Origin of the sequence: Enterocloster clostridioformis, from assembly GCF_020297485.1 — a bacterium.
Classification (GTDB): Bacteria; Bacillota; Clostridia; order Lachnospirales; family Lachnospiraceae; genus Enterocloster; species Enterocloster clostridioformis.
On the sequence record NZ_JAIWZC010000001.1, the window covers coordinates 666,926 to 693,158 of the forward strand.

General features: G+C 49.8%; 28 protein-coding genes. 24 read left to right on the forward strand and 4 right to left on the reverse strand.

What is annotated here, in order from left to right; translation table 11 throughout:
• The first annotated feature begins 92 nt into the window (after positions 1 to 92).
• The 7 genes from ltrA (at position 93) to LA360_RS03060 (ending at position 8,477) form a co-directional block, all read left to right on the forward strand.
• Entirely contained in the window at positions 93 to 1,508 is a 1,416-nt protein-coding gene (ltrA, locus tag LA360_RS03030) for a group II intron reverse transcriptase/maturase (protein ID WP_166433725.1), read from the forward strand.
• A gap of 262 nt (positions 1,509 to 1,770) precedes the next feature.
• Positions 1,771 to 3,651 carry an anaerobic carbon-monoxide dehydrogenase catalytic subunit gene (cooS, locus tag LA360_RS03035; RefSeq protein WP_022201773.1) on the forward strand — a complete coding sequence of 627 codons (1,881 nt, stop codon included), beginning with the start codon at positions 1,771 to 1,773 and terminating at the stop codon, positions 3,649 to 3,651.
• Positions 3,644 to 4,999 carry a [FeFe] hydrogenase, group A gene (locus LA360_RS03040; protein WP_022201774.1) on the forward strand — a complete coding sequence of 452 codons (1,356 nt, stop codon included), beginning with the start codon at positions 3,644 to 3,646 and terminating at the stop codon, positions 4,997 to 4,999. The genes cooS and LA360_RS03040 overlap by 8 nt, the downstream gene beginning before the upstream one ends.
• A gap of 125 nt (positions 5,000 to 5,124) precedes the next feature.
• Positions 5,125 to 6,120 carry a phosphate acetyltransferase gene (gene pta, locus LA360_RS03045; protein WP_002583273.1) on the forward strand — a complete coding sequence of 332 codons (996 nt, stop codon included), beginning with the start codon at positions 5,125 to 5,127 and terminating at the stop codon, positions 6,118 to 6,120.
• Positions 6,121 to 6,144: 24 nt separating this feature from the next.
• Positions 6,145 to 7,338 (forward strand): acetate kinase, encoded by a 1,194-nt coding sequence (locus LA360_RS03050; protein ID WP_022201775.1) that lies wholly within the window; start codon positions 6,145 to 6,147, stop codon positions 7,336 to 7,338.
• Between the two features lie 120 nt (positions 7,339 to 7,458).
• Complete coding sequence (locus LA360_RS03055) at positions 7,459 to 7,596, forward strand: hypothetical protein (protein WP_157405050.1); 138 nt, start codon at positions 7,459 to 7,461, stop codon at positions 7,594 to 7,596.
• Between the two features lie 50 nt (positions 7,597 to 7,646).
• The gene (locus LA360_RS03060; RefSeq protein ID WP_022201776.1) at positions 7,647 to 8,477 is read left to right on the forward strand and encodes a DUF7973 family transport facilitator; all 831 of its coding nucleotides are present in this window, start codon (positions 7,647 to 7,649) and stop codon (positions 8,475 to 8,477) included.
• Here LA360_RS03060 and LA360_RS03065 read toward each other — a convergent pair.
• Positions 8,474 to 9,259, reverse strand: coding sequence for a redoxin domain-containing protein (locus LA360_RS03065; RefSeq protein ID WP_002583270.1), 786 nt, complete (start codon positions 9,257 to 9,259; stop codon positions 8,474 to 8,476). The genes LA360_RS03060 and LA360_RS03065 overlap by 4 nt on opposite strands.
• Positions 9,260 to 9,351: 92 nt before the next feature.
• Here LA360_RS03065 and LA360_RS03070 point away from each other — a divergent pair, with 92 nt between their 5' ends.
• Positions 9,352 to 9,522 carry a hypothetical protein gene (locus tag LA360_RS03070; protein ID WP_002583269.1) on the forward strand — a complete coding sequence of 57 codons (171 nt, stop codon included), beginning with the start codon at positions 9,352 to 9,354 and terminating at the stop codon, positions 9,520 to 9,522.
• A gap of 133 nt (positions 9,523 to 9,655) precedes the next feature.
• On the opposite strand, the gene LA360_RS03075 is transcribed toward LA360_RS03070, so the two are convergent.
• Genes LA360_RS03075 through LA360_RS03085 form a run of 3 tightly spaced genes read right to left on the reverse strand, consistent with a single transcriptional unit; the run spans position 9,656 to position 12,045 of the window.
• The gene (locus LA360_RS03075) at positions 9,656 to 10,114 is read right to left on the reverse strand and encodes a GlcG/HbpS family heme-binding protein (RefSeq protein ID WP_022201778.1); all 459 of its coding nucleotides are present in this window, start codon (positions 10,112 to 10,114) and stop codon (positions 9,656 to 9,658) included.
• 15 nt (positions 10,115 to 10,129) lie between these two features.
• Positions 10,130 to 10,675 carry a BMC domain-containing protein gene (locus LA360_RS03080; RefSeq protein ID WP_022201779.1) on the reverse strand — a complete coding sequence of 182 codons (546 nt, stop codon included), beginning with the start codon at positions 10,673 to 10,675 and terminating at the stop codon, positions 10,130 to 10,132.
• A gap of 17 nt (positions 10,676 to 10,692) precedes the next feature.
• Positions 10,693 to 12,045 carry a 4Fe-4S dicluster domain-containing protein gene (locus tag LA360_RS03085; protein ID WP_057571186.1) on the reverse strand — a complete coding sequence of 451 codons (1,353 nt, stop codon included), beginning with the start codon at positions 12,043 to 12,045 and terminating at the stop codon, positions 10,693 to 10,695.
• 226 nt (positions 12,046 to 12,271) lie between these two features.
• On the opposite strand from LA360_RS03085, the gene LA360_RS03090 reads away from it, so the two are divergent.
• The 16 genes from LA360_RS03090 (at position 12,272) to LA360_RS03165 (ending at position 26,229) form a co-directional block, all read left to right on the forward strand.
• Positions 12,272 to 12,652 carry a BMC domain-containing protein gene (locus tag LA360_RS03090; RefSeq protein ID WP_022201781.1) on the forward strand — a complete coding sequence of 127 codons (381 nt, stop codon included), beginning with the start codon at positions 12,272 to 12,274 and terminating at the stop codon, positions 12,650 to 12,652.
• Between the two features lie 31 nt (positions 12,653 to 12,683).
• The gene (locus LA360_RS03095) at positions 12,684 to 13,175 is read left to right on the forward strand and encodes a EutP/PduV family microcompartment system protein (RefSeq protein ID WP_002583264.1); all 492 of its coding nucleotides are present in this window, start codon (positions 12,684 to 12,686) and stop codon (positions 13,173 to 13,175) included.
• Complete coding sequence (locus tag LA360_RS03100; RefSeq protein WP_022201782.1) at positions 13,147 to 13,719, forward strand: DJ-1/PfpI family protein; 573 nt, start codon at positions 13,147 to 13,149, stop codon at positions 13,717 to 13,719. Before LA360_RS03095 ends, LA360_RS03100 begins: the two co-directional genes overlap by 29 nt.
• Positions 13,720 to 13,904: 185 nt before the next feature.
• Entirely contained in the window at positions 13,905 to 16,469 is a 2,565-nt protein-coding gene (locus tag LA360_RS03105; RefSeq protein ID WP_112483258.1) for a glycyl radical protein, read from the forward strand.
• A 36-nt stretch (positions 16,470 to 16,505) separates the two neighbouring features.
• Positions 16,506 to 17,423 (forward strand): glycyl-radical enzyme activating protein, encoded by a 918-nt coding sequence (locus tag LA360_RS03110; protein WP_002595642.1) that lies wholly within the window; start codon positions 16,506 to 16,508, stop codon positions 17,421 to 17,423.
• Positions 17,424 to 17,450: 27 nt separating this feature from the next.
• Positions 17,451 to 18,245 carry a propanediol utilization microcompartment protein PduB gene (gene pduB, locus LA360_RS03115; RefSeq protein WP_112483261.1) on the forward strand — a complete coding sequence of 265 codons (795 nt, stop codon included), beginning with the start codon at positions 17,451 to 17,453 and terminating at the stop codon, positions 18,243 to 18,245.
• Between the two features lie 44 nt (positions 18,246 to 18,289).
• Complete coding sequence (pduA, locus tag LA360_RS03120) at positions 18,290 to 18,568, forward strand: propanediol utilization microcompartment protein PduA (protein WP_002583259.1); 279 nt, start codon at positions 18,290 to 18,292, stop codon at positions 18,566 to 18,568.
• An 85-nt stretch (positions 18,569 to 18,653) separates the two neighbouring features.
• Positions 18,654 to 19,439: a hypothetical protein gene (locus LA360_RS03125; protein WP_225537282.1), complete on the forward strand. Its 786-nt coding sequence runs from the start codon at positions 18,654 to 18,656 to the stop codon at positions 19,437 to 19,439.
• Between the two features lie 21 nt (positions 19,440 to 19,460).
• Complete coding sequence (locus LA360_RS03130; protein WP_089774494.1) at positions 19,461 to 20,024, forward strand: BMC domain-containing protein; 564 nt, start codon at positions 19,461 to 19,463, stop codon at positions 20,022 to 20,024.
• A gap of 66 nt (positions 20,025 to 20,090) precedes the next feature.
• Positions 20,091 to 20,354 carry a EutN/CcmL family microcompartment protein gene (locus LA360_RS03135; protein ID WP_002568821.1) on the forward strand — a complete coding sequence of 88 codons (264 nt, stop codon included), beginning with the start codon at positions 20,091 to 20,093 and terminating at the stop codon, positions 20,352 to 20,354.
• Between the two features lie 29 nt (positions 20,355 to 20,383).
• Positions 20,384 to 21,706 carry an aldehyde dehydrogenase gene (locus LA360_RS03140; RefSeq protein WP_057571185.1) on the forward strand — a complete coding sequence of 441 codons (1,323 nt, stop codon included), beginning with the start codon at positions 20,384 to 20,386 and terminating at the stop codon, positions 21,704 to 21,706.
• A 27-nt stretch (positions 21,707 to 21,733) separates the two neighbouring features.
• On the forward strand, positions 21,734 to 22,918 hold the full coding sequence (gene metK, locus LA360_RS03145; protein WP_112483263.1) for a methionine adenosyltransferase: 1,185 nt from the start codon (positions 21,734 to 21,736) through the stop codon (positions 22,916 to 22,918).
• A 44-nt stretch (positions 22,919 to 22,962) separates the two neighbouring features.
• On the forward strand, positions 22,963 to 23,241 hold the full coding sequence (gene pduA, locus LA360_RS03150) for a propanediol utilization microcompartment protein PduA (RefSeq protein ID WP_002568818.1): 279 nt from the start codon (positions 22,963 to 22,965) through the stop codon (positions 23,239 to 23,241).
• A 62-nt stretch (positions 23,242 to 23,303) separates the two neighbouring features.
• Positions 23,304 to 23,942, forward strand: a complete 639-nt coding sequence (locus LA360_RS03155) for a phosphate propanoyltransferase (protein ID WP_080567059.1) — start codon at positions 23,304 to 23,306, stop codon at positions 23,940 to 23,942.
• 25 nt (positions 23,943 to 23,967) lie between these two features.
• Positions 23,968 to 24,792, forward strand: coding sequence for an ethanolamine utilization protein EutJ (gene eutJ / locus LA360_RS03160; RefSeq protein ID WP_112483265.1), 825 nt, complete (start codon positions 23,968 to 23,970; stop codon positions 24,790 to 24,792).
• Between the two features lie 21 nt (positions 24,793 to 24,813).
• Complete coding sequence (locus LA360_RS03165) at positions 24,814 to 26,229, forward strand: aldehyde dehydrogenase family protein (protein WP_089774533.1); 1,416 nt, start codon at positions 24,814 to 24,816, stop codon at positions 26,227 to 26,229.
• Positions 26,230 to 26,233 lie beyond the last annotated feature (4 nt).

Consider the following 26,233-nt stretch of genomic DNA (forward strand, 5'->3'; position numbering starts at 1 on the left):
AAAGCTTGCCGTGAGAAGTCAGCAGAGGTCATAGTACCGGGCGGTCGCAAACGCACCGGGAAGGACTGAACAGTAGGAGGTGTCGTTACCAAATGGAAACCGGACATGGAATTAAGTACAGACAACTTCATATTGAGGACTACCTGCGAGAGATACCTGCGGAACAGGGAAGGGAAACAGGAGAGTACGCCCATGAAAGGATTACCGGGAACCCCGACACCAACACGGACTTTCGGACGGACAACCTGCTAGATACGATTCTTAGAAGCGACAATCTAAATGCCGCCTATAAGAAGGTCAAAACGAACAAAGGCGTTGGTGGGATTGCCGGAATGCAGGTGGATGAACTTCTACCCTACCTGAGAGAACACCAGTCCGAATTGGTCGAGCAGGTGAGGGAAGGCAAATACAAGCCAAACCCAGTCCGAAGGGTAGAAATACCCAAAGAGGAGAAAGGAAAAACAAGGAAACTGGGGATACCCACAGTGGTAGACAGGGTAATCCAACAGGCAATCGCACAGGAACTGACGCCCTTATATGAAGAACAGTTCTCTGACAACAGCATCGGATTCCGTCCCGGCAGAGGGGCGCATGACGCACTGGAAAGATGTAGGAAATATATCAACGAAGGATATGTCTACGTGGTCAGCATGGATTTACAATCCTACTTTGACACGGTGAACCACAGCAAGCTGATAGAGGTGCTGTCGAGGACGGTGAAGGACGGGAGGGTAATCTCGCTGATACACAAGTACCTGAAAGCCGGAGTAATGGAGGACGGAGGATTTCACGCAACGACCGAGGGCGTGCCGCAGGGAGGCCCGCTAAGTCCCTTATGTGGAAATGTCATGCTGAATGAGTTGGACAAGGAACTGGAGCGCAGGGGACACAAGTATGTGAGGTATGCGGATGACTGCCTGATTCTGTGCAAAAGCAGGAAAAGCGCAGAGAGGACAATGGAAAACATTGTGCCATTCATCACAGGAAAACTGTTTCTGAAAGTCAATCTTCAGAAAACGACAGTGAGCCACGTCAGCAAGATAAAATACCTGGGCTACGGCTTTTACCGGCATAAAGGGAAATGCCGCATGAGGATACACCCGAAGTCGGTGGCAAAAATGAAGAACCGGATACGGGAGCTGACAACCAGAGGGAACAAATGGAGCAATCAGGAGAGGGAAGAAAAACTCCGAAGCTATGCAAGGGGATGGATTAACTATTATCGATATGCAGACATGAAAAGCCTGATGGAACAGACGGATGAGTGGCTGCGCCACAGAATCCGAGCGGTGTACTGGAAACAATGGAAGAAGGTACGCACAAGATATAAAATGTTGCGGGCGTTACATTTACCAGAGTGGAAGGTGCATGAGATGGCGAACTGCCGAAAGGGAGTGTGGAGAGCGGCGGGAATGCTCAACTCGGCACTCACCAAAAGAATCATAGTGGACAGACTTGGTTATCCCGATATGACTGCCCACTATCTGAAAGTCCGAGTAAACTATTGAACCGCGTAGTACCGAACGGTACGCTACGTGGTGTGGAAGGGGAGGTTAAAATCTCCCCTATCCGATTTTGCGCGTCATGGGCGCGCTCTAACGGGTGAAAGTCCCGAATACGCCTAGGCAACAAGAAAGTGTTTCCGGATAAGGCTGTTTTTAGACGGTGGGGTATGGATATTGCCTGTTTTACGTCTGGATTGTACACATAACCCTGATTGGCCAGATGTTATAATGAATCCATATGATATAAATACATAAGGAGGGGCATATGGAGAGAACAATGTGCAGCAGTGCGGATAAAAAGCTGCAGGAGTTTCTGGAATCAGTGCAGGAGGACCATTCCCACCGCAGAATGGTCCAACAGGAGGTAAAATGCGGTTTCGGCCTGGACGGAGTGTGCTGCAGGCTCTGTTCAAATGGTCCGTGCCGCATATCAAAGGCAAGACCCAAAGGAGTATGCGGCGCGGACAGGGATACCATAGCGGCAAGGAATTTCCTGCGCTCCGTGGCAGCCGGTTCAGGCTGCTACATCCACGTGGCGGAACAGGCAGCCAAAGAATTAAAATCAGCAGCACTGACAGGAAGAACATTGAGGGGGATTTCCGCGCTTCGCAGCCTGTGCAGTGAGCTGGGCATTGACGGTGCGGATGATTCTGAAAAGGCGCTTTGCCTGGCCGAGGCAGTATTGGAGGATTTGCATAGGCCCTGTGATGAGAAAATGCGGCTTACAAAAAAGCTTGCCTATGGAAAGCGGACCGGGTTATGGGAAAAGGCAGGCATTCTTCCCGGGGGAGCCAAGGATGAGATATTTAATGCAGTCCTGAAGACTTCCACCAATCTGAATTCAGATCCCATGGACATGCTGGCCCAATGCCTGCGGCTGGGGATTTCCACAGGAGTATATGGACTTGTGCTGGTCAACCGCCTGAACGACATCCTGATGGGGGAACCTGAATTAGGCTTTGACCCGGTGGGGATGCGGGTGATTGACCCGGAATGCATCAACATCATGGTTACAGGGCATCAGCACTCCATGTTCGCAGGCCTGACGGAACTGCTGGAACGTCCTGAGATAAAGGCAATGGCAGAAAAAGCGGGAGCCAGGGGAATCCGGATTGTCGGATGTACCTGTGTGGGGCAGGATTTCCAGGCCAGAGGCCGCCGCTATGAAGATGTGTTCTGCGGACATGCGGGCAATAACTACAGCAGCGAGGCAGTACTGATGACCGGCTGCATTGACCTTGTGGTATCGGAATTCAACTGTTCCCTTCCTGGAATTGAGCCTGTCTGTGAAAAGCGTTCCATCCCCATGCTTTGTCTGGATGATGTGGCAAAGAAAAAAGGCGCCCGGTACCTGCCATATAGCGCGGCGGAGCGGGAGGATGTAAGCATAAATGTGATTGCGGCCGCCATTGCATCCTATGCGGGGCGTGTAAAAACAGGAAAACGGCAGAATCCCATGGAAGGGCACGGATGCGGCGAGGCGATTACAGGGGTTACGGAAATGACCTTAAAAGGAGCATTGGGAGGAAGCTTCGTTCCTCTGGCGGATTTAATTGCCGCCGGCAGAATAAAGGGAGTGGCGGCGGTTGTGGGCTGCTCCAATCTGAGGGCCAGGGGCCATGACGTATTTACGGTGGAACTGGTAAAAAAGCTGATTGCTAAAGACATACTGGTGCTTTCGGCGGGATGTACCTGCGGAGGTCTGGAAAACTGCGGCCTTATGAGCCGCAAAGCTGCCGGAATGGCCGGCCCGGGCTTATCCGGTGTGTGTCAGAATCTTGGCATTCCTCCTGTACTCAATTTCGGTCCCTGTCTTGCCATCGGCAGGATTGAGGCTGTTGCAGGGGAACTGGCAGGAATCCTGGGCGTGGATTTGCCCCAGCTGCCGGTTGTGGTTTCCGCACCTCAATGGCTGGAGGAACAGGCCCTGGCGGACGGGGCCTTTGCCCTGGCCCTTGGCTTTCACCTGCATCTGGGCCTGGCGCCCTTTGTGACAGGCAGTCCGGTTATCATGGATGTGCTTTGTAATAAAATGGAAGAGATGACCGGCGGAAAGCTTTTTGTGGAAACTGAGATTGATCAAGCAGCAAATCAGATTGAGGCAGTCATAATGGACAAGAGAAGGGGGCTGGGATTTAATGAGTGACAGGTGCATGAAAAGCGTTCCCGTATCCCTGAATAATCCTTCAATTGAAAAAAATCAGGATCTCTGTGCAGACTGCGGCCATTGCCTGGCCGTGTGCTCGGAAGAAATCGGCGTTGCCCGGCAATGGGCAGATAAAAGTGCAGACGCTTTTTCCTGCATCCACTGCGGGCAGTGCGCGGCAGTCTGTCCGGAGCGGGCAATCCGCGGTAAAAGCCACTGGAGAGAGGTGGTCAGGGCAATCAATGACCCGCAGAAGATTGTTGTTTTTTCTACGGCTCCATCTGTTCGTGTGGGATTGGGGGAGTGCTTCGGAGGACGGCCCGGAGACTTTGTGGAAGGCCGTATGGTATCGGCCCTCAGGGAGCTGGGGGCGGATTATGTACTGGACGTGGCATTTTCGGCAGATTTGACAATCATGGAAGAAGGAACGGAATTTCTCAGGCGTTTTCTGACCGGGAGCCATCCGCTGCCCCAGTTTACAAGCTGTTGTCCGGCCTGGGTAAAGTATGTGGAAACATTTCATCCTGAACGGATTGGATGCCTGTCCAGTGCAAAAAGTCCCATCAGCATGCAGGGAGCACTGATAAAAACATATTTTGCCCGGGAGCAGGGGATTGACCCCGGACGGATTGTGAATGTCGCGGTTGCCCCCTGTACAGCCAAGAAGTTTGAGATATCCAGGGAGGAACTGTGTTCTTCCGGAATATACCAGGGCATACCAGGGCTTATGGATAATGATTATGTGCTGACAACCAGGGAACTGGCAGAATGGATTACGGAATCAGGCATTGAATTTTACGGCCTGGACCCATCTTCCTTTGACTCCCTGATGGGAGAAGGAAGCGGGGCAGGCGTGATTTTCGGCAATACGGGAGGCGTCATGGAAGCCGCCCTGCGCATGGCGTATTCCGTTGTAAGCGGAAAGGAGCCAATGGACCTGCTGCTTAAGTACCGGCCTGTCAGGGGGCTGGATCAGGTAAAGGAGACCGTGGTGTCCCTTGGAGGACGGGATGTGCGCGCCGCGGTTATCTACGGTACCAGGGCAGCGGAGCAGCTGATTGAGACAGGGAACATTGACTCCTATGATTTTGTGGAGGTAATGACCTGTCCCGGAGGGTGTATCAGCGGCGGCGGACAGCCGGACAACGGCGTTCTGCCGGTTCCGGACCGGCTGAGAATGGAAAGAATTAAATCTCTCTATCGGGCGGATGAACAGAGAATGGTCAGGAGTTCCCTTGATAACCGGGAAATAAAGCGTCTGTATGAAAGATTCCTGGGAGAACCCATGGGCGAGCTGGCACAGACACTGCTTCACACCTGTTATCACAGCAGAAAAGGCGGAAAATAAACACAGAACGATCTTAGGTATACGAAAAAGTGCAATATTTGGATAAAATCGGCTTGTATCTCCAATTCTGTCAGTATATAATAAAGACGTATGCTTAAATACACCAAGGAAAGGGGTAAATTATCATGGGATTTATCGATTTAGTTAAAGCTCGTGCCAGGGCTGACAAAAAGACCATAGTACTGCCAGAGTCTATGGACAGGAGAACCTGGGAGGCGGCCGAAACGATATTAAAAGAGGACATCGCCAATCTGATTATCATAGGAACACCGGAGGATATTGCAGACCACAGCAAGGGACTGGATGTATCAGGAGCAACAGTGATCAATCCTCAGACCTATGAGAAGACTCAGGAGTATATTGATTTATTTGTAGAGCTGAGGAAATCGAAGGGAATGACACCGGAAAAGGCAAAGGAAATCATCATGTCCGATTATGCCTACTACGGCTGTCTTATGATTAAAAACGGAGACGCGGACGGATTGGTTTCCGGCGCCTGCCACTCCACGGCCGACACATTAAGGCCATGCCTGCAGATTGTCAAGACAAAACCAGGCACAAAACTGGTATCCGCATTCTTCCTCATGGTAGTTCCGGACTGCGAGTACGGAGCAGATGGAACCTTTATTTTTGCCGATTCAGGACTGAACCAGAACCCGAATCCGGAAGAGCTGGCAGCAATCGCCAAATCATCGGCTGATTCATTTGAACTGCTGGTGCAGAAGGAGGCAAGGGTTGCCATGCTGTCCCATTCAACCAAGGGATCTGCTAAGCATCCCGATGTGGACAAGGTAGTGGAAGCCACCAGAATCGCAAAAGAGCTTTATCCGGAGCTGAAGCTGGACGGGGAACTCCAGTTAGATGCAGCCCTTGTACCGGAGGTTGCTTCCTCAAAGGCGCCGGGCAGCGAAGTGGCAGGCAAGGCAAATGTACTGATGTTCCCGGATCTGGATGCCGGTAATATCGGATACAAGCTGGTTCAGAGACTGGCTAAGGCAGAGGCTTACGGCCCTGTTACCCAGGGAATCGCAAAGCCGGTTAACGATTTATCCAGGGGTTGTTGTGCAGATGATATTGTGGGTGTAGTAGCAATTACAGCCGTTCAGGCACAGGCTGAATAGGCCGGAATAAAGGAGGAGATATCAATGAATATATTAGTTATTAACTGTGGGAGCTCATCATTAAAGTATCAGCTGATTGATTCGGCATCAGAGGCTGTGCTTGCAAAGGGACTTTGCGAAAGAATCGGTATTGAGGGAAGCCAGATTACTTATCAGCCGGCAGGAGGAGAAAAGGAGGTAACCGTTTCTCCCATGCCTACCCATACTCAGGCTATCCAGATGGTATTAGATGCCCTGACCAATGATAAGACAGGCGTGATTAAGAGCCTGGACGAAGTAGGGGCAGTGGGTCACAGAATCGTTCATGGAGGAGAAGCATTTACCGCCTCTACCCTGATTACGGAAGATGCAGTTAAGGCGATTGAGGAGTGCAGCGATTTGGCGCCTCTTCACAATCCTGCCAACCTGATCGGCATCCGTGCCTGCCAGGAACTGATGCCCAACACTCCAATGGTAGGTGTGTTTGATACAGCCTTCCATCAGACCATGCCGGAGAAAGCATACCTGTATGGACTTCCCTACGAGTATTATGAGAAATACAAGGTGAGAAGATACGGTTTCCACGGGACAAGCCACAGCTATGTGTCAAAGAGAACGGCAGAGATCCTTGGACGTCCTTATGATTCCCTTAAAACAGTGGTTTGCCACCTGGGCAACGGCTCCAGCATCTCAGCTGTCCTCAACGGAAAATCCGTGGACACCAGCATGGGACTGACTCCATTAGAGGGACTTGTGATGGGAACCAGAAGCGGCGATGTGGATCCGGGCGCCCTGCAGTTCATCATGCACAAAGAGAATATGGACATTGACCAGATGTTAAACGTACTGAACAAGAAGTCAGGCGTATACGGTATGTCCGGTGTTTCCAGCGACTTCCGCGATGTGGAGAACGCTGCAAATGAAGGCAATAAGAAGGCAGAAGCCGCACTGGAATCATTTGCCTACCGTGTAGCTAAATACGTGGGAGCATACGCAGCAGCAATGAGCGGCGTGGACGCCATTGCGTTCACTGCAGGCGTAGGCGAGAACGACAAGATTACCAGGAAGAAAGTATGCGGATATCTGGCATTCCTGGGAATTGAGATTGACGACGAGGCCAATTCAAAGAGGGGACAGGAAATCGTGATTTCGGCTCCCGGTTCCAAGGTAAGCGTACTGGTTATTCCTACCAATGAGGAGCTGGCAATTGCAAGGGAAACACTTGCGTTAGTGAAATAGTATAAGGGAATGGTGAGAAGCCGGTGTACATGTAATTTCGAGACATGTACACCGGCTTTTTGCTGTCCGTTTTTATCTTGAAAAAGGAAGGAAGATGTCTTGATAATACCTGTTTTTCGTATGGATAAGATAAGGAAAAACAGTACTTTGGATGTTAAAATCATTATAACAAAATTGCAGGGAAAGGAGGGAAGGAGACATACAAGGGGACTGCCTGAAGGCAGATTAAAAAAGAGAAGGGAGAATACAAACATATGAATTTGTTTGCATTAGTAGCATCATTTGGGGGAGGAATTATAGGAGCGTATATGGGAGCACTTCCTGCATTTATTTTAACCGGCGTCATTGCTATAGCAGGGTCGGTGGCAGCCATGGCGGGAGGCGCAGACATGACAGTGGGATTTATTGCTTTTGGCTCCTATCTTGGTCCCCATATCGCCTTTGCCGGTGGTGTGGCGGCTTCCGCCTACGCAGGCAGGACAAAGAAGCTGGGCAGCGGAACTGACATTCTGTCTTGTCTGAATGGACTGGCAGACCCTGCTACACTGCTGGTAGGCGGTGTGTTTGGTGTAATAGGTTTTCTCATTCATTATCTGATTGGGACGGTTCTTCACCTGAATACAGATCTTCCCGGATTTACCGTCATTTTGTCAGCCGTCATTGCCCGCCTGGTGTTTGGCTCCGGCGGCCTTATAGGAAAGGCTGCGCCTGGTGAGTCCAGAGAGTATTTTACCAGCGGCAGGGGAATGCTCTGTAATGTAATCCTTGGTCTGGGGCTGGGAACCACAACCGGCTTTGTGTATCAGGCGCTTCTGGATGGCGGGGCATCAGCAGTAGTCATAGGCAGTTATCCGGTACTCTGCTTCGGAATAGCAGCTGTTTCACTGATTTTTGCCCAGACAGGATTTGCCATGCCGGCAACACATCACATTGCTCTGATTTCTGCATTGGCAGCGGTTTCCTCACAAAATCCTGTTATGGGTATTGTATTTGGAATACTGACCTCACTGTTCGGTGATTTTGTGGGAAAGACATTTAATAGCTGCTGCGACACCCATATAGACCCTCCGGCCTTTACTATCTTTGTTTTTACTTTTATTGTAAACATAATGTTTGGAAGCGGATTCTTCAGCGTTTAAAGCAGAAGCTCCTTGATTTTATCCAGACGGAACCCGGATATCTCATTGCTGCCAATGACGGTTACGGGAAGGGCCGTGTAGCCTCGGCTGTCCATGAAAGCCTGTCCTTTTGCGTCGTTTTCCAGATTGATTTCCTCGAAGGAAATTCCGTTGCCGGATAAGAATTCCTTGACCTGGCGGCAGTAGGAACAGCCGGGAAGGGTATAGATCCTCACTGTTTGGTCAGTAGAGAAGGCGTCAGGGAGAGCGTTACTGTCCTCTTTCAGAGGCTGGCTTCCAATGGTCCAGTTAGCCCCGCAGAGCGAACCTGTCTGCAGCGCCTTTAAAACGCGCAGAACCTCCTGGGTGTTTCTGCCAATATTATTGTCATGAATTACGCTGTAGCGGATTATCTGGTCCGGGTCAATGATGAACAGGCCCCGCAGCGCAACACCCTGGTCCTCCAGAAGAACGCCGTAGCCAGCAGACATGGACAGGGTCTTATCAGCGCCCAGTGGATATCCAATCCGGCCCAGGCCGTTTCTAATCCATGCCTGATGGGTATACTCACTGTCTGTGCTTACGGCAAGCAGTCTGGCATCCGCATCTTCAAACAGACGCAGGTCATTGCTGAAGGAAGTGAGCTCAGTAGGGCAGACAAATGTAAAGTCCATAGGATAGAAGAACAGGACCAGCCAATGGCCTTTATAGGTATCAAGGCTTACGTCAATAAAATCTTCTCCATCCCCGGAGACCGCTTTTAAATGAAAATCAGGAGCTTTTTTTCCAATGATTCGGTTCAATCTTGATTCCTCCTTTATATGCATGATGATTTCCGTTATAATGATATCATAAATAGAGGAGAAATACACCACGTTTTTAAGGAGGCAACGGTATGAGCGATAAAAAATATTCCGGTAATTTTTACAAGACGGATAAGATAGAAGAGACTCCGGACGATTGTCCAAGCTGCATCTATCAAAATAAGAAGGCAAAGAAGGATCCGGATGAATGCCCCAACTGTTATTACATTCCCAATAAGGAGAAGAAGGAAGGGCAGGAATAACTGGATATAAGGCTTCCAATGGCCGCATAAAAGGCCGTATACAAAGCCTTATGTAAGACCGGAAACGGGAAAGACAGGAGACATCTGAAGGCTTCAGTGTTTCCTGTCTTTTTATATGGTTAATTATAATGGATTAGTCCGCTGATAATGCATATCTGGCCACGGCCATATCCTGCTCCACGGTACCGCCGGATACTCCCAGGCCGCCGATTAAGCTTCCGTTCTTCATAATGGGGAGTCCTCCGCCGAAGATACAGAACCTGCCAGGATGAGTCTGCTGGAGGCCGTATAAAGGCTGTCCCGGCAGGATATCCCTGGCAGCGTCCTCGGTCGGTGCGCGGAGGGCTGCTGCCGTATATGCCTTTGAATATGATATGGAAATGCTGGCCAGGAGGGAATCATCCATCCGATGCATAGCAACCATATTTCCTCCCTGGTCCACCACTGTGATGACCATGGGGACATGGATGCTTTCAGCCATTTTCTCGGCTTTTTCAATCAGCCGCAGAGCTTCCTTCAGACATAAGCCCTGAGGCTTCAGAACGTCTAACAGGGCAGCTGTTATTTCCTTTGCTGCGTATGTATCATTCATGGTTTTACCTCCTTATCAGAACAGACTGCGGTACAGTTCCCTGTCCGGGTGTGCAATCACGACCTTCTCCACCAGAGCTCCGCTGCTTTCCGCTGTTTTTGCCCCTGCCTCCACACTTTCTTCCACTGCACCCACATCCCCGGTAAAAGTGACAAAGGATTTTCCTCCGATGCCTGTACCCAGCCGAATCTCAATCAGTGAGACGCTGGCTGCCTTGGCAGCTGCATCGGCTGCAATGATGGCGCCTGTGACAGAGAAGAATTCCAGGATACCCAAGGCTTTCAGGCTGGAAGGCATGGCGGACATGCTGATGGCCTCAATCACCTGGGGATGTACCCTGGGAATGAGAAGACGGTCCACCACATTGGCCTTAGCACTTTCCTCGCCAGTCCTTAAAGCCGATTCCACGGCCGAAACCTCCCCTGTTATTAATATCTGATACTTGCCCGGACAGCTGGGTCTTGCAGAGACAAGCCTGATTTCCGCCGCTTTAAGCATCATGTCTGCTGCCAGGATACCTTTGGCAATGCTGTTTAACTCTAAAAAACCGATGGTAATCATAAGATATTCCTCCTATACTACTGCCTGTCAGCAGAGATGACAATTTCAGTTTCGGTGACCTGGGTAACGGTTCCGGATATGCTTGCGTGGATGTTGGCACCCAGCGCCTGTTCCGGGATTCCTCCAATCAGCTGACCGCGTGCAACTTTGGCGCCCGGCTGTACCTTGGGCACGTTTGGCGCCCCGATGTGCTGCCTGAGGGATATACGCACAAAATCGGGCTCTGCGGTCACCAAACGGTCAATGTGATAGTCGTAATACGGGTCAACGCCCAGACGGATTGCCATACGCTTAGATGGCGCTTTCCTCCAGTTTCGCTCTTCCAGCTGCGTAAAGGTTCCGGAAGGCTTTTGGTAGCGGTACATATTCTGCCGGAGCAGATTTTTGATATAGATATTGACCTGGCGGGGCTGAAGGCCCATGGGACAGGCATAGGTTTCACATAAGCCGCATTCACTGCATATCATGGCCTGTTTTACATGCTCATCCTCCAACACATCCTGGGGAGACTGGGCATATGCCAGCCTTCGCATGATCATGTGGGGCTTTATGGGGTGGCCCGTAAGGTAGCGCGGACACATCTGGGTGCAGCAGGAGCATTGGATGCAGCACATTTTGGCCCGCTTCAGGGTAACAGATACCGGAATATAATGCTGTTTTACCAGGGGAGTATCATCAGCCACAATGATATAACCGGATGTTGTTTTGGTGACAGTCAGACCGGCGGCTTCTTTCATATCATAACATTTTCCCATCATGGGTCCTCCGGCAATTACGTGATAGGAAGAAAGCGGACTTCCTCCTGCCAGGGAAAGGCACTCTGTAAAGGGTGTTCCCAGGGGGGCGCGGACAATGCATGGGCCTCCGACGGCGCCTGTGACAGTCAGGTATTTATCAGTAAAGGGCTGCCCCTGGGCAGCATTGAAAATGGAGTAGACTGTGGCCAGATTGGAGACAACGGCTCCCACATCAAGGGGGATTCCGGAGGGAGGAACCGTACGGCCCGTGATATCGCAGACCATGATCTGCTCATCGCCGGCCGGATAAAAGTTTTTTATCCGGTAAAGCCTGACAGAACTGCCAAGATCTTTGATAGCGGCCTCCAGGGAAGCAATTTCCTCTGAATATGTTTCCTTCAGTGCAATATATCGTTTTCCTGCCTGCACCATGTCGCCAATCATGCCGGCGGCGGCAACAATCTCTTTAGCTTTGTGAATCATGAGCCAGCGGTCGGTACGCAGAAGCGGCTCACATTCGGCGGCATTGACAATGAGATATTCCACGGTACAGTTCAGCTTGACATGGGCAGGGAAACCGGCTCCGCCGCACCCGACGATCCCCGCTTCTTTTATTTGTTCTAACAGCGTCATATATATCTCCCTTCGTATATCATTAAACACCCGTTCTCATTCATTATAAAGAAAAAAGACATCCCGTACAATGAATGGCCAGTCTAAAAAACGGTATTATCCAAACCTGACTGTTCCAGGAGAGAAAGGTCTGGATAATACAATAAATCAGTTTGTCTATTACTAAGGGAAAAACTTTGCGTGATGTTACAATATAAAAATAAAGTCGGAAAGGTGATGGAGATAAATGGAAATAGAAGACTGGAAGGTCAGCCAGGGAGATTTAATGCGGATCATACAGGAATCGGTACCAGGAAAACAGATTACCATGGCTCATATTATAGCCAGCCCGGATGAGATTATTTACAAAAAATTGGGGCTGGACCCAAGGGTTGACTATCACCGGGCAGCCATCGGAGTGCTGACCCTTACTCCCAGTGAGACAGCGATCATAACCGCGGACCTGGCCATCAAGGCATCTGCCATACAGATTGGTTTTATCGACCGGTTCAGCGGAACGCTCATCATTACGGGAACCATTTCTGATGTCAATATTGCGTTTGAGCGGATTCTGGAGTATACATCGTCTGAACTGGGTTTTACTGTGTGCAGGGTAACAAAGGCCTGATACCATGACTGTAAGCAGGGAGAGGTGGAACATGAAGAAAATCATGCTGGTAGGACGCAGCGGCGCGGGAAAGACAACGCTGACACAGGCCATGAAGGGACGGAGGATAACATACCATAAGACCCAGTACATTAATAATTATGATGTGATTATTGACACACCGGGGGAATATGCGGAGAACAAAACATTGGCAAGAGCGCTGGTCCTGTACTCTTATGAGGCGGATGTCGTGGGACTGCTGATGAGCGCCATTGAGGATTATTCATTATACAGCCCCCATATTGTGTCTATGGCAACCAGGGAGGTCATAGGAATCGTAACTCAGATTGACCAGCCGGATGCCAGGCCGGACCTGGCTGCCATGTGGCTGGAGCTTACGGGCTGCAAAAAAATATTCTATGTCAGCTCCGTTACCGGCGAAGGAGTGGGGGATATTCTGGATTATCTGAGGGAAGAGGGAGATGTGATGCCGTGGGAGAGAGAGGAGAAAACAGATGAAACGAGTGTTGATGCTGGCAGGTGACTACACGGAGGACTATGAAGTAATGGTTCCGTACCAGGCCTTGCAGGTGGCTGGAGTGGGGGTGGATGTGGTATGCCCGGACAAAGCGGCAGGCGATGCTATAAGGACGGCTATCCATGATTTTGAAGGCGACCAGACCTATTCTGAAAAACCGGGCCATAATTTTGTGCTCAACGCTTCATTCCAGTACCTGAGGCTGGAGCAGTATGACGGACTGTTCCTTACGGGCGGAAGGGCGCCGGAGTATCTCCGGCTGAATCCCAGGGTCCTGGACATGGTACATTATTTTATGGATCTGAAAAAACCGGTTGCAGCTATCTGTCATGGAGTACAGATTTTAACCGCGGCAAGAGTGCTGAAGGGAAAACAGGTCACGGCGTATCCGGCAGTACGTCCGGAGGTGCTGGCTGCGGGAGGCATTTTCATGGAAAAGGAGCCATATGAGGCGGTGATTTGTGATAATCTGGTAACTTCCCCTGCATGGCCGGGAAATGTAGAGATTCTGAGAGGGTTTCTGAAACTGTTGGGCGTAACGGCCTTGTAGTGAAAATGGCAGATGCCAAATACATAAAAAGTTTGTATTTTACTTTTTTTACGTTTTAATAATATGCCTCGTTTTACGGCTCTATAGGATATTATGAGGAGGAGGAATGTCCTGGGGGAAATGGGCAGGGCATTCTTGGAAACCGGAAACCATAAATAGAAAACAAAATAAAGGAGGATATTTGTATGATAGCAAAGGGGTTTACAGAGCCAACCGAAAGAGTGAAACGTCTTAAGAGAGCAATAGTGGATGCAATTCCGTATGTTGAGTCTGAGAGGGCGGTTCTCGTAACAGAGTCCTACAAAGAGACAGAGGGGCTGTCTCCTATTATGCGCCGTGCCAAGGCGGCTGAAAAGATTTTTAACAATCTTCCCATTACCATTCATGATGATGAGCTGATTGTAGGCGCAATTACAAAGAATCTGCGTTCAACAGAGATTTGTCCTGAATTTTCTTATGACTGGGTTGAGAAGGAATTTGAAACAATGGGCACCAGAATGGCGGATCCCTTCCAGATACCAAAAGAGACCGCGGCAGAACTGCATGAAGCATTCAAATACTGGGAGGGAAAGACCACCAGTGCTTTAGCCGATTCCTATATGTCTCAGGAGACAAAGGACTGTATTGCCAACGGAGTATTTACAGTAGGCAATTATTTCTACGGCGGCGTAGGCCATGTGTGCGTAGACTATGGCAAGGTCCTGACCATTGGTTTTACAGGAATCATCAAACAGGTGATTGAAGCAATGGATAAGCTTAACACCAGCGACCCGGAATATATTAAGAAGAAAAACTTTTACGAGGCTCTTGTGATTACATATACGGCAGCCATCAACTTTGCGCATCGCTATGCTGCAAAGGCAAGGGAAATGGCGGCGTCCTGTCCGGAACCGGTAAGAAAATCTGAGCTGCTTCAGATTGCGGCTAACTGTGACAGAGTCCCTGAAAGAGGGGCAACTAATTTCTACGAGGCATGCCAGGCATTCTGGTTTGTTCAGATACTCCTTCAGATTGAAGCCAACGGACATTCTATTTCACCGGGACGTTTTGACCAGTACATGTATCCGCATTTGGCGGCAGACAGAAATATTTCCAAAGAATTTGCACAGGAACTGGTAGACTGCATCTGGGTTAAGCTAAATGACGTCAATAAGACACGAGACGAGGTTTCCGCCCAGGCATTTGCAGGATACGCAGTGTTCCAGAATCTGATCGTAGGCGGTCAGACAGAAGACGGACTGGACGCAACCAACGATATTTCCTACATGTGTATGGAAGCAGTTGCCCATGTGGCGCTGCCCGCACCGTCCTTCTCCATCCGTGTTCACCAGAACACACCGGATGAATTCCTCTACAGGGCGTGCGAAGTGACCCGCCTGGGACTGGGTGTGCCAGCCATGTATAACGACGAAGTCATCATTCCCGCATTGTGTAACAGAGGCGTATCCCTGGCGGATGCCAGAAGCTATTGTATCATCGGGTGCGTGGAGCCTCAGTGTCCGCATAAGACAGAGGGCTGGCATGACGCTGCATTCTTTAATATTGCCAAGGTCCTGGAAGTCACCCTGAATAACGGCAAGGTAGGCGACAAGCAGCTGGGACCGCAGACAGGCGATATCACCTCCTTTAACAGCCTGGAGGATATCTTTGCTGCATACAAAAAACAGATGGAATACTTCGTATATCATCTGGCCGAAGCTGACAATTGTGTTGACTTCGCACATGCAGAGAGAGCCCCTCTTCCATTTCTGTCAGCATTGGTTGATGACTGTATAGGAAGAGGAAAAAGCGTTCAGGAGGGCGGAGCAATCTACAACTTTACAGGACCTCAGGCATTTGGCGTAGCTGATTCCGGCGATTCCCTGTGTGCTATCAAGAAGCATGTATTTGAGAGCAAAGAAGTGACCATGGCCCAGTTAAAGGAAGCCTTGGCCAATAACTTCGGCTATGCATGCAGTGTTTCCGCTCCTGCGGCTGATGTGTGCACGGATGAGGCGAAGATTTACGAGGCAGTGAAACGGATTCTGAGTAATAACGGTTCCATCAATCTGGCAGACCTTCAGTCACAGCTGTCCGCGCCAGCACAGGCATGCCGCTGGCCGTCAGCAGCAGAGGCGGCTAAGACAGAAGCGGCCTGTGTGAATGCCGATTATGCACATATTAAGAGGCTGATGGAGAACACGCCCTGGTTCGGAAACGATGATGATGAAGTGGATATGATTGCAAGACGCTGCGGACAGATTTATTCCTATGAGGTAGAGAAGTATAAGAATCCGCGCGGCGGACAGTTCCAGGCAGGCTGCTATCCTGTATCAGCCAATGTATTATTTGGAAAGGACGTAGGCGCCCTTCCGGACGGCAGACTTGCCAAGGCTCCTTTGGCCGACGGCGTATCTCCGAGACAGGGCAAGGATATCAACGGGCCGACGGCAGCAGCCATGTCCGTAGCTAAACTGGACCATGCAAACTATTCCAACGGTACTCTGTACAACCAGAAGTTCCTTCCCTCCGCACTTGCAGGAGACGAGGGACTGAAGCGTTTCGCATCCATTGTGCGTTCCTATTTTGACCACAAAGGCATGCATGTGCAGTTTAACGTAATTGACAGGGAAACGTTGCTTGCCGCCCAGGAGCGTCCTGAGGATTACAAGGACCTGGTGGTCCGCGTCGCAGGATACAGTGCCCAGTTTACCGTTCTGGCAAAAGAAGTTCAGGATGATATTATCAGCCGTACAGAACAGACCTTATAGTGAGGTTTCAGCATAATACAGTGAAGGGAGTTCGGCATGGATTCAATCAATTATAATTTAACAGGAACCGTGTTCGACATACAAAGGTTTTCCCTGCATGACGGTCCGGGAATCCGGACAATCGTGTTTTTAAAGGGCTGTCCTCTCTCCTGCAAGTGGTGCAGTAATCCTGAATCTCAAAGTATCAAGCCAGTTATCATGTATAAAGCAGCTGATTGCCTCCATTGCGGCCGTTGTATGACGGCCTGCAGGAAGGGGGCAATCAGCCCGGAACATAAAAATTGGGTCAACAGGGATCTGTGCAGCGGATGTGGCGAGTGTGCCAACGCATGTCCTGCAGGTGCTCTTGTGCTTAAAGGAAAAACAATGTCAATCCAACAGGTAATCCGGGAGCTGAAAAAGGATGCCACTACCTACAGGCGTTCCGGCGGGGGCATCACCCTGTCAGGCGGTGAACCGCTGGTACAGTATGAATTTGCCTCTGAACTACTGCAGGCATGCAAGGGGCAGGGATGGCACACTGCTATTGAAACCACAGGCGTGGGAAGCAGGGAAGCCATTGAAAAGGTGATTCCTTATGTGGATACGGTGCTTCTGGATTTAAAGCACATGGACAGCGGGCAGCATAAAAAGTTTACAGGCATTGGCAATGAACCGGTCATTAAAAATGCTCCCGAAATCTGTAAAATATCCAAAACCGTAATCCGTGTTCCTGTGATCCCGGGCTTTAATTACTCGGTGGAGGCCATTAAGGCAATTTCGGAGTTTGCCAGAACTCTGGCGGGCATACGGACCATACATCTGCTGCCGTACCATTCCTTTGGCGAGAACAAATATGGATTGTTAGGCCAGGATTATACTATGAAGCAGGTTAAGCCGCTGGCGCCGGAGGATTTGGAGGAATGCAGGACAGTGGTGGAGAGTTATGGTTTTCAATGTATCATCGGCGGTTAGACACGATTTTAGAATGGAGGAAGAAGAATGGATCAGCAGTTAATTGAGAAGGTAATGAAGCAGGTTTCTGACGAGCTTGGTATCAAGCAGGAGGAATGCAGGTCAGAGGCGACAAAGGAAAAATGCTGCGGCAGCAATATCGGACTGACCGAGTTTGTAGGAACAGCAATCGGAGATACAATCGGACTTGTGATTGCCAGTGTGGACCCCCTTCTGGTAGACGTGATGAAATTAGGCAAATACCGTTCTATCGGTATTGTAGGCGGAAGAGTCGGCGCCGGTCCTCAGATTTGGGCGGTTGACGAGGCTGTAAAGGCAACTAATACCGAGATTATCTCTGTGGAGCTTCCCAGAGATACAAAGGGCGGGGCCGGACACGGCAGTCTGATATATATTGGTGCAGACGATGTGTCGGACGCACGAAGAGCAGTTGAGATCGCCCTTCAGGTCCTTCCGAAATATTTTGGCGATGTATATGGAAACGATGCAGGTCATCTGGAGTTCCAGTATACCGCAAGAGCCAGCTACTGTCTGGAAAAGGCGCTGGGCGCACCGGTTGGAAGGGCATTCGGCATGACATGTGCAGGGCCGGCTGCAATCGGTACAGTTCTGGCAGATATTGCAGTGAAGGCAGCTAATGTGGAGGTGGTAGGGTACTGCTCACCGTCCAGCGGCACCAGCTATTCCAATGAGGTTATCCTTACATTTACAGGTGATTCAGGAGCTGTACGCCAGGCAGTGAAAGCTTCCATTGAAGCCGGAAAGAAGATGCTGGGGGCATTGGGGGATGAACCGAAATCTACAACAACTCCGTACATCTAGTAAGACAGTTCCGGAGAATGTGAATCAATTAAGGAGGTTCTAATATGAATGCAGATGCATTAGGTATGGTCGAAACAAAAGGCTTAGTGGGTGCGATTGAAGCAGCGGATGCCATGGTCAAAGCAGCCAATGTTTCTCTGGTAGGATATGAGAAGATTGGTTCAGGACTTGTTACCGTCATGGTAAGAGGCGACGTTGGCGCGGTTAAGGCAGCCACCGACGCTGGTGCGGCTTCTGCGGCAGCAGTTGGAGAGGTTGTATCTACCCACGTTATACCGCGTCCTCATACAGATGTTGAAAAGATTCTTCCACATCTTGAATAAAGGCAGCAGATAAAAACACTTATCTGTCAGCGGTTGCAGCGGGGAATGCCCCTATCCAACGGATAGGGGCATTCCTTGAAACGAGGTGAAGGAATTGAATATCAGTGAAGAACAGCTGAAAGAACTGGTACTGCGTGTGTTAAGTGACCTGGAGGCGGAAAAAAGAGCGGAATGCATGAAGGATTCCAAACAGACTCTGTATATGCTGTGCGTATCCCCGTGGAGTGAACGGTATATGGAATTTCTAAAGAAAATGGAAGGGTCGGATGCATATGATATTGTTCCCGTCATCCCCCCATCCTGGAAGAATATGGGATATGAGGCCAGACTCAGGCAGTCCGTATCCTTTGGCAAAATTCTGTACCGCTCCGGCGAAATGCCGGATAATCTGGACAGAGCAGTGACGCTGCTTCCGGTAGTTCCCAGGGACGTACTGGTGAAAACAGCATTATGCATCAGCGATACATACGAGACTTCATGGATAGCAGAATGCATGAAACAGGGCAGCCGGGTTGTATTGCTTCTAACGGGCCTGGAAAAATTTTCCGGAAACGAAAAACCTGCATACCGGAAACGTATCATGGAGTATTACAGACAGGTGCTGGAATTTGGAGTCGAGATATGCAGCACAGAGGAGCTTTCGGGCAGAGTCCCTTATGAAATACCGTGTGAAGGGACGGACCGGACAATGGCCTGCCGGACAGAAAACAGCACATGTACATTGGAGCCGGATAAAAAGAAAAAAAGAGTAATATCGTCATCCAACGTGGAACAATTTGTTTCTGACGGCGTCATATATCTCCAGCCCGGAGATATCGTGACGGATTTGGCAAAAGACAGGGCGAAATTTCTAAAGATAGTATTCAAATAAAAAGGAGAGTGAGGTGATAGGATGAAACAGGCATTGGGATTAATTGAAATCAGCGGACTGTCCACAGCAGTTTTGGCCGCCGATACCATGGCCAAAGCAGCCAATATCCGCATTCTGGAGATTGAAAATACAAAGGGTCTGGGATATATGACTATAAAGATTGCCGGGGACGTGGGAGCTGTTAACGCTGCCGTCAATGCGGGAAAGCAGATTGGAGCGGCAAACAATAAACTGGTCTCATGGAAGGTCATTCCAAGACCGTCCGATTATGTGGAACAGGCATTCTGTTGTCCCGAACCGCCAGTACCGCCCTCCCCTCCGATGAAAGAGGCGCAGGAGGAGACAGGAACCGGAAAAACAGGGGAGACAATGCGGGAAAGCCCGGAAACAGCCGGAGAACCGGAGCCGGACGGCGGGCAGGCAGATTCTGTGAGGGAAGAGACGGATTCAAAGGATGAGCCGCAGGCAGAAGCCGAACAGCCGTCAGAGGAAGAGGACTTTAAGCTGGCGGAAAAACCAAAGAAAGTTTCCAGGCGCACATCAGCTGCCAAAGACACAGGTACCGCAAGGACCAAAAACAGTTAATTGAAATCAGGAATACCGGTAATGGCAAGGGACGGCCGGTTTCTCCGTGAAAGGAATGTGAAAGGCATGAGATTAGCTAAGATAATAGGAACAGTTGTGGCTACCAGAAAAGATAATTCTCTGGTGGGTTATAAACTGATGATTATCAGACGGATTGATGGACATGGTAATTTCATTGATTCAGAGGAAGTGGCTGTGGATTATGTAGGGGCCGGAATTGGTGAGACAGTCCTGATTGGTTCGGGCTCTTCTGTACGTGTGGACCAGTCCAAGCGGGAGGCCGTCATTGATATGGCAATTATCGGAATCGTAGATACAATGGATATATAGTGTAATCATTTTTAGTGGGAAAGGAGGTAATGAATGACATGAAAAGCAGTATTTACTCCAGCGTGACTGATGCAGTAGCATCTGCAAAGGGAGCCTACGGCAGATATATAAAGCTGACCCTGAATGAACGGCAGGAAATTCTGGAAGGAGTGAAAAAAGCACTTCGTCCCCTTGCAAATGAACTCGCCGCCATGACAGTTGCGGAAACCGGCATGGGAATTGTCCAGGATAAGGCACAGAAAATAAAACTTGCCATCGAGAAAACGCCCGGCGTGGAGGACCTGATTACAGAAGTCAATACAGGCGACCATGGAATGACACTCTATGAACTTTCCTCTTTTGGTATCGTATGTGCGGTACAGCCATGCACCAATCCCTGCGCGACTCTTATCAGCAACACTATCGGTATGCTGGCTGCGGGGAATGCAATCATCCATTGCCCACATCCGAGAGCAGTTAAGGTTTCACAATTCCTGACCACGATTATCAGCGAGTCAATCCGCAGTATCAGCGGCATTGACAATCTGGTAGTCACCCTTCATGAAAGTCTGATGGGATTTACCACAGAGGTCATGAGCCATCCTGATGTTGACTTGGTTGTCTGCACCGGGGGCAGCGGTTCCCTGCGCCAGGCCATGACGTCCGGTAAAAAGGTGATTGGAGCCGGACCGGCCAATCCTGTCACGATTGTGGATGCCACAGCGAATCTGGAAAAGGCGGCCAGAGATATTGTAAGAGGCGCTTCGTTTGACAACAATCTGATGTGTACATCAGAAAAGTGTATGGTTGTGGAGGAGAGCGTATCAGACCGTTTTATATATGAACTTCTGAAAAACGGTGTGTACTATATCCGGAATGAGGCGGAAATCCAGAAACTTCTGAATGCCGCAGTCACAGAGGATTTTGTGATTAATAAGAAACTGGAAGGCCGGAGCGCCAAGGAGATTCTTGAATATGCCGGCATTCCCGCCAGCAAAGCCATAAAACTGATTGTGGCAGAGACAGGGCGGATGCATCCCTTTGTTATCACAGAACTTATGATGCCTCTTGTGCCGTTGGTAAAGGCGGCTGATTTTGACGAGGCTCTGGAAATCGCCTTGGAAGTGGAGCAGGGATATAAACATACGGCAACCATTCATTCTGAGTCCATCGAGCATCTGAACCGGGCTGCCAGGGAATTACAGACCTCAGTGTTTGTTAAAAACGGTCCTTCCCTTATGGGAATCGGCTTTGATAAAGAAGGTCATACCAGCTTTACAATCGCAACCACCACAGGAGAGGGAACTACCACGGCAAGGCATTTTGCCCGCAGGAGAAGATGCACGTTGACAAGTGGATTTTCGATTCGCTGATTGTAATTAGGAAAGCAGGTTGATGGAATGATGGAAGGACGGGATGACAGATTTTATTACGTAACTTCGGAATCTGTAACCGAAGGCCATCCTGATAAGGTGTGTGACCAGATTGCAGACGGCATTCTGGATGCATATTTGGAGCAGGATTCGAAATCCAGGGTGGCAATAGAGGCCATGGCATCTGCGAACACGCTGATGCTGGCAGGCGAGGTCACATCAGAGGGCCATGTGGATGCAGCGGCAAAGGCCAGGGAGATTATCAGAAGAATAGGCTACACGGAACATGGAAAAGGATTTGACGCTGATACATGTATGATATTTACCAATATCCATAACCAGTCACCGGATATTTCCATGGGTGTCACCAGAAGCAGCGAAACCGGGAAGGAGGTTCTGGGCGGAGGAGACCAGGGAATCATGTATGGCTATGCTGTCAATGAGACAGAAAGCCTGATGCCGCTGTCCTGCCATCTGGCAAACCGCCTGGCCCAACGTCTGGCCTATGTGAGAAAGGTTCTGAAAACAGATTTTTTATATCCTGACGGCAAAACCCAGATTACGATGAAGTACGACGAGGCAGGGAAACCGGTGAGCATTCACAGTGTTGTTGTGTCCGCACAGCACGGAGAGGCAGTTTCCCATGAGCTGCTGGACGCGTTTATACGCTGTACGGTCATAGAGCCGGTCATTGATTCCCGCTGGATTACGCCGGAAACCAGGATTCATGTAAATCCCACAGGACGCTTTGTCATAGGAGGGCCTGCCGGGGATACGGGCGTCACCGGAAGAAAAATCATGGTTGACACCTATGGTACCGTTGGAAAACATGGAGGCGGCGCCTTCTCGGGAAAGGACCCCACAAAGGTAGACCGATCGGCTGCTTATATGGCCCGCTATGTGGCTAAGAATATTGTGGCGGCGGATTTGGCAGACCGATGTGAGGTTGCCCTGGCATATGTAATCGGAGGCATTGAACCGGAGGCAATTACCATTAATACCTTTGGTACCGGCAGGATTCCGGACAGCCACATCGAGGAGCTGGTCAAATCCGTATTTTCATTTGGGTTGTCTGATTACATAGAAGAACTGAATCTTCGGACACCCCAGTATTTAAAGACAGCGGCATACGGGCATTTCGGAAGGGATGACCAGGGTTTCAGGTGGGAAGAAACCGACAAGGCCTGGCTGCTGAAACAGTTGGCTTTTTAAAGTTTTTATAATAAATAAAAAATAACATTCAGGAGGAAAATAATATGTCAAATGAAGCATTGGGAATGGTTGAGACAAAAGGTTTGGTAGGAGCAATTGAGGCAGCGGATGCAATGACAAAAGCAGCAAATGTGGCTCTTATCGGTTATGAGAAAATTGGTTCCGGCCTGGTTACGGTTATGGTCCGCGGGGATGTGGGCGCAGTGAAGGCATCGGTTGATGCAGGCGCTGCCGCTGCGGCAAATGTGGGCCAGGTAGTATCCCAGCATGTAATCCCAAGACCGCATACGGATGTAGAGAAAATTTTACCCAAATCGTTATAGGATGCCAGTAAGTGTATACCGGCTTCCGTGGCCGGTATCCAAACTTCCGGAAGGGGTTGAACATGATGGTAAATGAAGAACTGCTGAAACTGATTACCGGACGGGTAATAGATAAGATTACAAAATATAATGCGTTTAAAATCCCTGTAGGAGTTTCCAACCGGCACGTTCATGTGACCTCGGAAGATTTGGAAACCTTGTTTGGAAAAGGGTATCAGCTCACCAAAAAAAGCGATTTAAAACAGCCGGGGCAATATGCCTGCAATGAGACTGTGACAATCCGCGGACCAAAAGGAGAGTTTGAACGGGTGCGTATACTGGGGCCGGTCAGAAAGCAAAGCCAGATAGAGATATCCAAAACAGACAGCTTCCGCCTGGGCGTCAAAGCTCCCATCAGGGAGTCGGGGGATCTGACAGGAACGCCCGGACTGGAAATGGTGGGACCCAAGGGCACGGTTTGGCTGCCCCGGGGAGCGATTGTAGCGCTCCGCCATATCCATATGACGCCGCAGCAGGCGGAGGCCATGGGCGTATGGGATAAGGATATCGTGGAGGTGGAAACATTCGGTGAAAGACACGGAGTGTTTGGAGATGTATTAATCCGGGTGTCAGAACAATTTGAACTGGAGATGCATGTGGATGTGGATGAAGCCAATGCATGTGCGCTTAAGAACAATGATTATGTCATAATCCGGCGATAAATCAAGCTTAGAAAAGAGGGGTTATATGCTCATGACCAAAGAAGTGCTGTCTGAATTTTCGGAGCTGATAAGGGAGAACAAATGCAATCCCTTTTCAGGGATGTTAAAGACAGGTGTGGATTTGGGAACTGCCAACATAGTAATCGCTGTCACGGATGAGAATAACCATCCTGTTGCAGGCGCGACCGCTGTTTCCAAAGCAGTAAAGGACGGCATTGTGGTGGATTTTGTGGGCGCGATGCAGACCGTACGCCGCCTGAAGGCCCAGCTGGAGGAAATGCTTGGAGTGCCCCTGGAAACAGCGGCCACCGCGGTTCCCCCGGGAATCATTGAGGGGAACGTAAGGTGTATTGCTAATGTGGTGGAGGGGGCCGGATTTGAAGTGATTCATGTGATTGATGAACCCACCGCTGCAGCCTCGGTACTGGGAATCAGAGACGGGGCAGTTGTGGATGTCGGTGGCGGAACCACCGGAATCAGCATACTGAAAGACGGAAGGGTGATTTTTACCGCAGATGAGCCTACCGGCGGAACCCATATGACTCTGGTCCTTGCGGGATATTATGGAATCTCAATTGAGGAAGCTGAAAAACTGAAAACAGATAAGGATAGAGAGAGGGATGTCTTTCCAATCATAAAACCAGTGGTTGAAAAGATGGCATCTATCGTCAAGGGATTCCTTTCCGGGTATGAGGTGGACTGTGTTTATGTAGTAGGCGGAGCCAGCTGCTTCAGCGAGTTTGAACATACATTTGAGAAGGCATTGGGCATCAAAACGGTCAAGACGAATGATGCGCTCTTGGTTACTCCTCTCGGCATCGCATGGAGTGCCTCTGCTGGCCCCGTATAAATGAAGGAAGGTGTGATACGCTTGGATATGGATATAAAAGTAATTGAACAGATGGTAGAACAGGCTTTAAAGGAGATAAAGGCAGAACAGCCCCAGAAGTTCATAATGCCAAAGGCAGAGCTGTATGGCGTATTTAAAACAATGGATGAGGCGATTACAGCTTCAGAAGAAGCCCAGAAAAAGCTGTTATTCTCTAAAATTTCTGACAGGCAGAAATATGTGGATGTGATCCGCCGGACGATTCTTAAAAGAGAGAATCTGGAGATGATATCCAGGCTGTCTGTGGAAGAGACGGAGATTGGCGACTATGAGCATAAATTAATTAAAAACCGGCTGGCGGCTGAGAAGACTCCGGGTACGGAGGATTTGCTGACAGAGGCCGTGACCGGTGACAACGGACTGACTTTGGTGGAATATTGTCCCTTTGGCGTCATTGGGGCCATTACGCCGACCACTAATCCCACCGAGACAATCATCAATAACTCCATTTCCATGATTGCCGGAGGGAATACAGTGGTGTTCAGTCCTCATCCCAGGGCAAAAAAGGTTTCGCAGATGACAGTAAAGCTGTTGAACAAAGCCCTGACAGAGAGCGGCGCCCCGGAGAACCTGATTACCATGGTGGAAGAGCCGTCCATAGAAAATACCAATAAAATGATTGAGAACCCAAGTGTCCGTCTGCTGGTGGCCACCGGAGGTCCCTCCATTGTCAAGAAGGTACTGTCTTCCGGAAAAAAGGCAATCGGCGCAGGTGCCGGCAATCCTCCGGTTGTGGTTGACGAGACAGCCGATATTGTAAAGGCTGCAAAAGATATCGTGGATGGATGCAGTTTTGATAACAACGTTCCATGTATCGCAGAAAAGGAAGTCTTTGCTGTGGATTCAATTTGTGATTACCTGATTCACAACATGAAGGAAAACGGGGCGTATCAAATTACGGACCCGGCACTGTTGGAGAAGCTGGTAACGCTTGTAACCAATGAAAAGGGAGGTCCGAAGACATCCTTTGTGGGAAAGAGCGCCCGTTATATCCTGGATAAGCTGGGAATCACAGCGGACGCCAGTGTCAGGGTCATCATCATGGAGGTTCCGAAGGAGCATCTGCTTGTTCAGGAGGAAATGATGATGCCCATTCTTCCGGTGGTGCGGGTCTGTGATGTGGATACGGCAATTGAATATGCCCATCAGGCAGAGCACGGGAACCGTCACACAGCCATGATGCACTCCAGGAATGTAGAAAAGCTCAGCAAGATGGCTAAAATTATGGAGACCACTATCTTTGTCAAAAATGCTCCGTCCTACGCCGGAATCGGCGTGGGGGGAGAAGGTTATACCACCTTCACTATTGCCGGACCTACCGGAGAGGGACTTACCTCCCCCAGGGCATTTTGCAGGAAGCGCAAATGTGTTATGACCGATGCTTTTAGTATCCGTTAATCCC

Bases quoted from the DNA above. Each gene is read 5' to 3' on its own strand.
- pduA (WP_002583259.1), top strand. From the start codon at position 18,290: ATGAATGCAGATGCATTAGGTATGGTCGAAACAAAAGGCTTAGTGGGT.
- LA360_RS03130 (WP_089774494.1), top strand. From the start codon at position 19,461: ATGAAACAGGCATTGGGATTAATTGAAATCAGCGGACTGTCCACAGCA.
- LA360_RS03090 (WP_022201781.1), top strand. From the start codon at position 12,272: ATGGAAATAGAAGACTGGAAGGTCAGCCAGGGAGATTTAATGCGGATC.
- LA360_RS03095 (WP_002583264.1), top strand. From the start codon at position 12,684: ATGAAGAAAATCATGCTGGTAGGACGCAGCGGCGCGGGAAAGACAACG.
- eutJ (WP_112483265.1), top strand. From the start codon at position 23,968: ATGCTCATGACCAAAGAAGTGCTGTCTGAATTTTCGGAGCTGATAAGG.
- LA360_RS03110 (WP_002595642.1), top strand. From the start codon at position 16,506: ATGGATTCAATCAATTATAATTTAACAGGAACCGTGTTCGACATACAA.
- metK (WP_112483263.1), top strand. From the start codon at position 21,734: ATGATGGAAGGACGGGATGACAGATTTTATTACGTAACTTCGGAATCT.
- LA360_RS03080 (WP_022201779.1), bottom strand. From the start codon at position 10,675: ATGATTACCATCGGTTTTTTAGAGTTAAACAGCATTGCCAAAGGTATC.
- ltrA (WP_166433725.1), top strand. From the start codon at position 93: ATGGAAACCGGACATGGAATTAAGTACAGACAACTTCATATTGAGGAC.
- LA360_RS03075 (WP_022201778.1), bottom strand. From the start codon at position 10,114: ATGAATGATACATACGCAGCAAAGGAAATAACAGCTGCCCTGTTAGAC.
- LA360_RS03100 (WP_022201782.1), top strand. From the start codon at position 13,147: ATGAAACGAGTGTTGATGCTGGCAGGTGACTACACGGAGGACTATGAA.
- pduB (WP_112483261.1), top strand. From the start codon at position 17,451: ATGGATCAGCAGTTAATTGAGAAGGTAATGAAGCAGGTTTCTGACGAG.
- LA360_RS03070 (WP_002583269.1), top strand. From the start codon at position 9,352: ATGAGCGATAAAAAATATTCCGGTAATTTTTACAAGACGGATAAGATA.
- LA360_RS03055 (WP_157405050.1), top strand. From the start codon at position 7,459: ATGGATAAGATAAGGAAAAACAGTACTTTGGATGTTAAAATCATTATA.
- pduA (WP_002568818.1), top strand. From the start codon at position 22,963: ATGTCAAATGAAGCATTGGGAATGGTTGAGACAAAAGGTTTGGTAGGA.
- LA360_RS03040 (WP_022201774.1), top strand. From the start codon at position 3,644: ATGAGTGACAGGTGCATGAAAAGCGTTCCCGTATCCCTGAATAATCCT.
- LA360_RS03135 (WP_002568821.1), top strand. From the start codon at position 20,091: ATGAGATTAGCTAAGATAATAGGAACAGTTGTGGCTACCAGAAAAGAT.
- LA360_RS03155 (WP_080567059.1), top strand. From the start codon at position 23,304: ATGATGGTAAATGAAGAACTGCTGAAACTGATTACCGGACGGGTAATA.
- cooS (WP_022201773.1), top strand. From the start codon at position 1,771: ATGGAGAGAACAATGTGCAGCAGTGCGGATAAAAAGCTGCAGGAGTTT.
- LA360_RS03105 (WP_112483258.1), top strand. From the start codon at position 13,905: ATGATAGCAAAGGGGTTTACAGAGCCAACCGAAAGAGTGAAACGTCTT.
- LA360_RS03060 (WP_022201776.1), top strand. From the start codon at position 7,647: ATGGGAGCACTTCCTGCATTTATTTTAACCGGCGTCATTGCTATAGCA.
- LA360_RS03085 (WP_057571186.1), bottom strand. From the start codon at position 12,045: ATGACGCTGTTAGAACAAATAAAAGAAGCGGGGATCGTCGGGTGCGGC.
- LA360_RS03050 (WP_022201775.1), top strand. From the start codon at position 6,145: ATGAATATATTAGTTATTAACTGTGGGAGCTCATCATTAAAGTATCAG.
- LA360_RS03140 (WP_057571185.1), top strand. From the start codon at position 20,384: ATGAATGACATGAAAAGCAGTATTTACTCCAGCGTGACTGATGCAGTA.
- pta (WP_002583273.1), top strand. From the start codon at position 5,125: ATGGGATTTATCGATTTAGTTAAAGCTCGTGCCAGGGCTGACAAAAAG.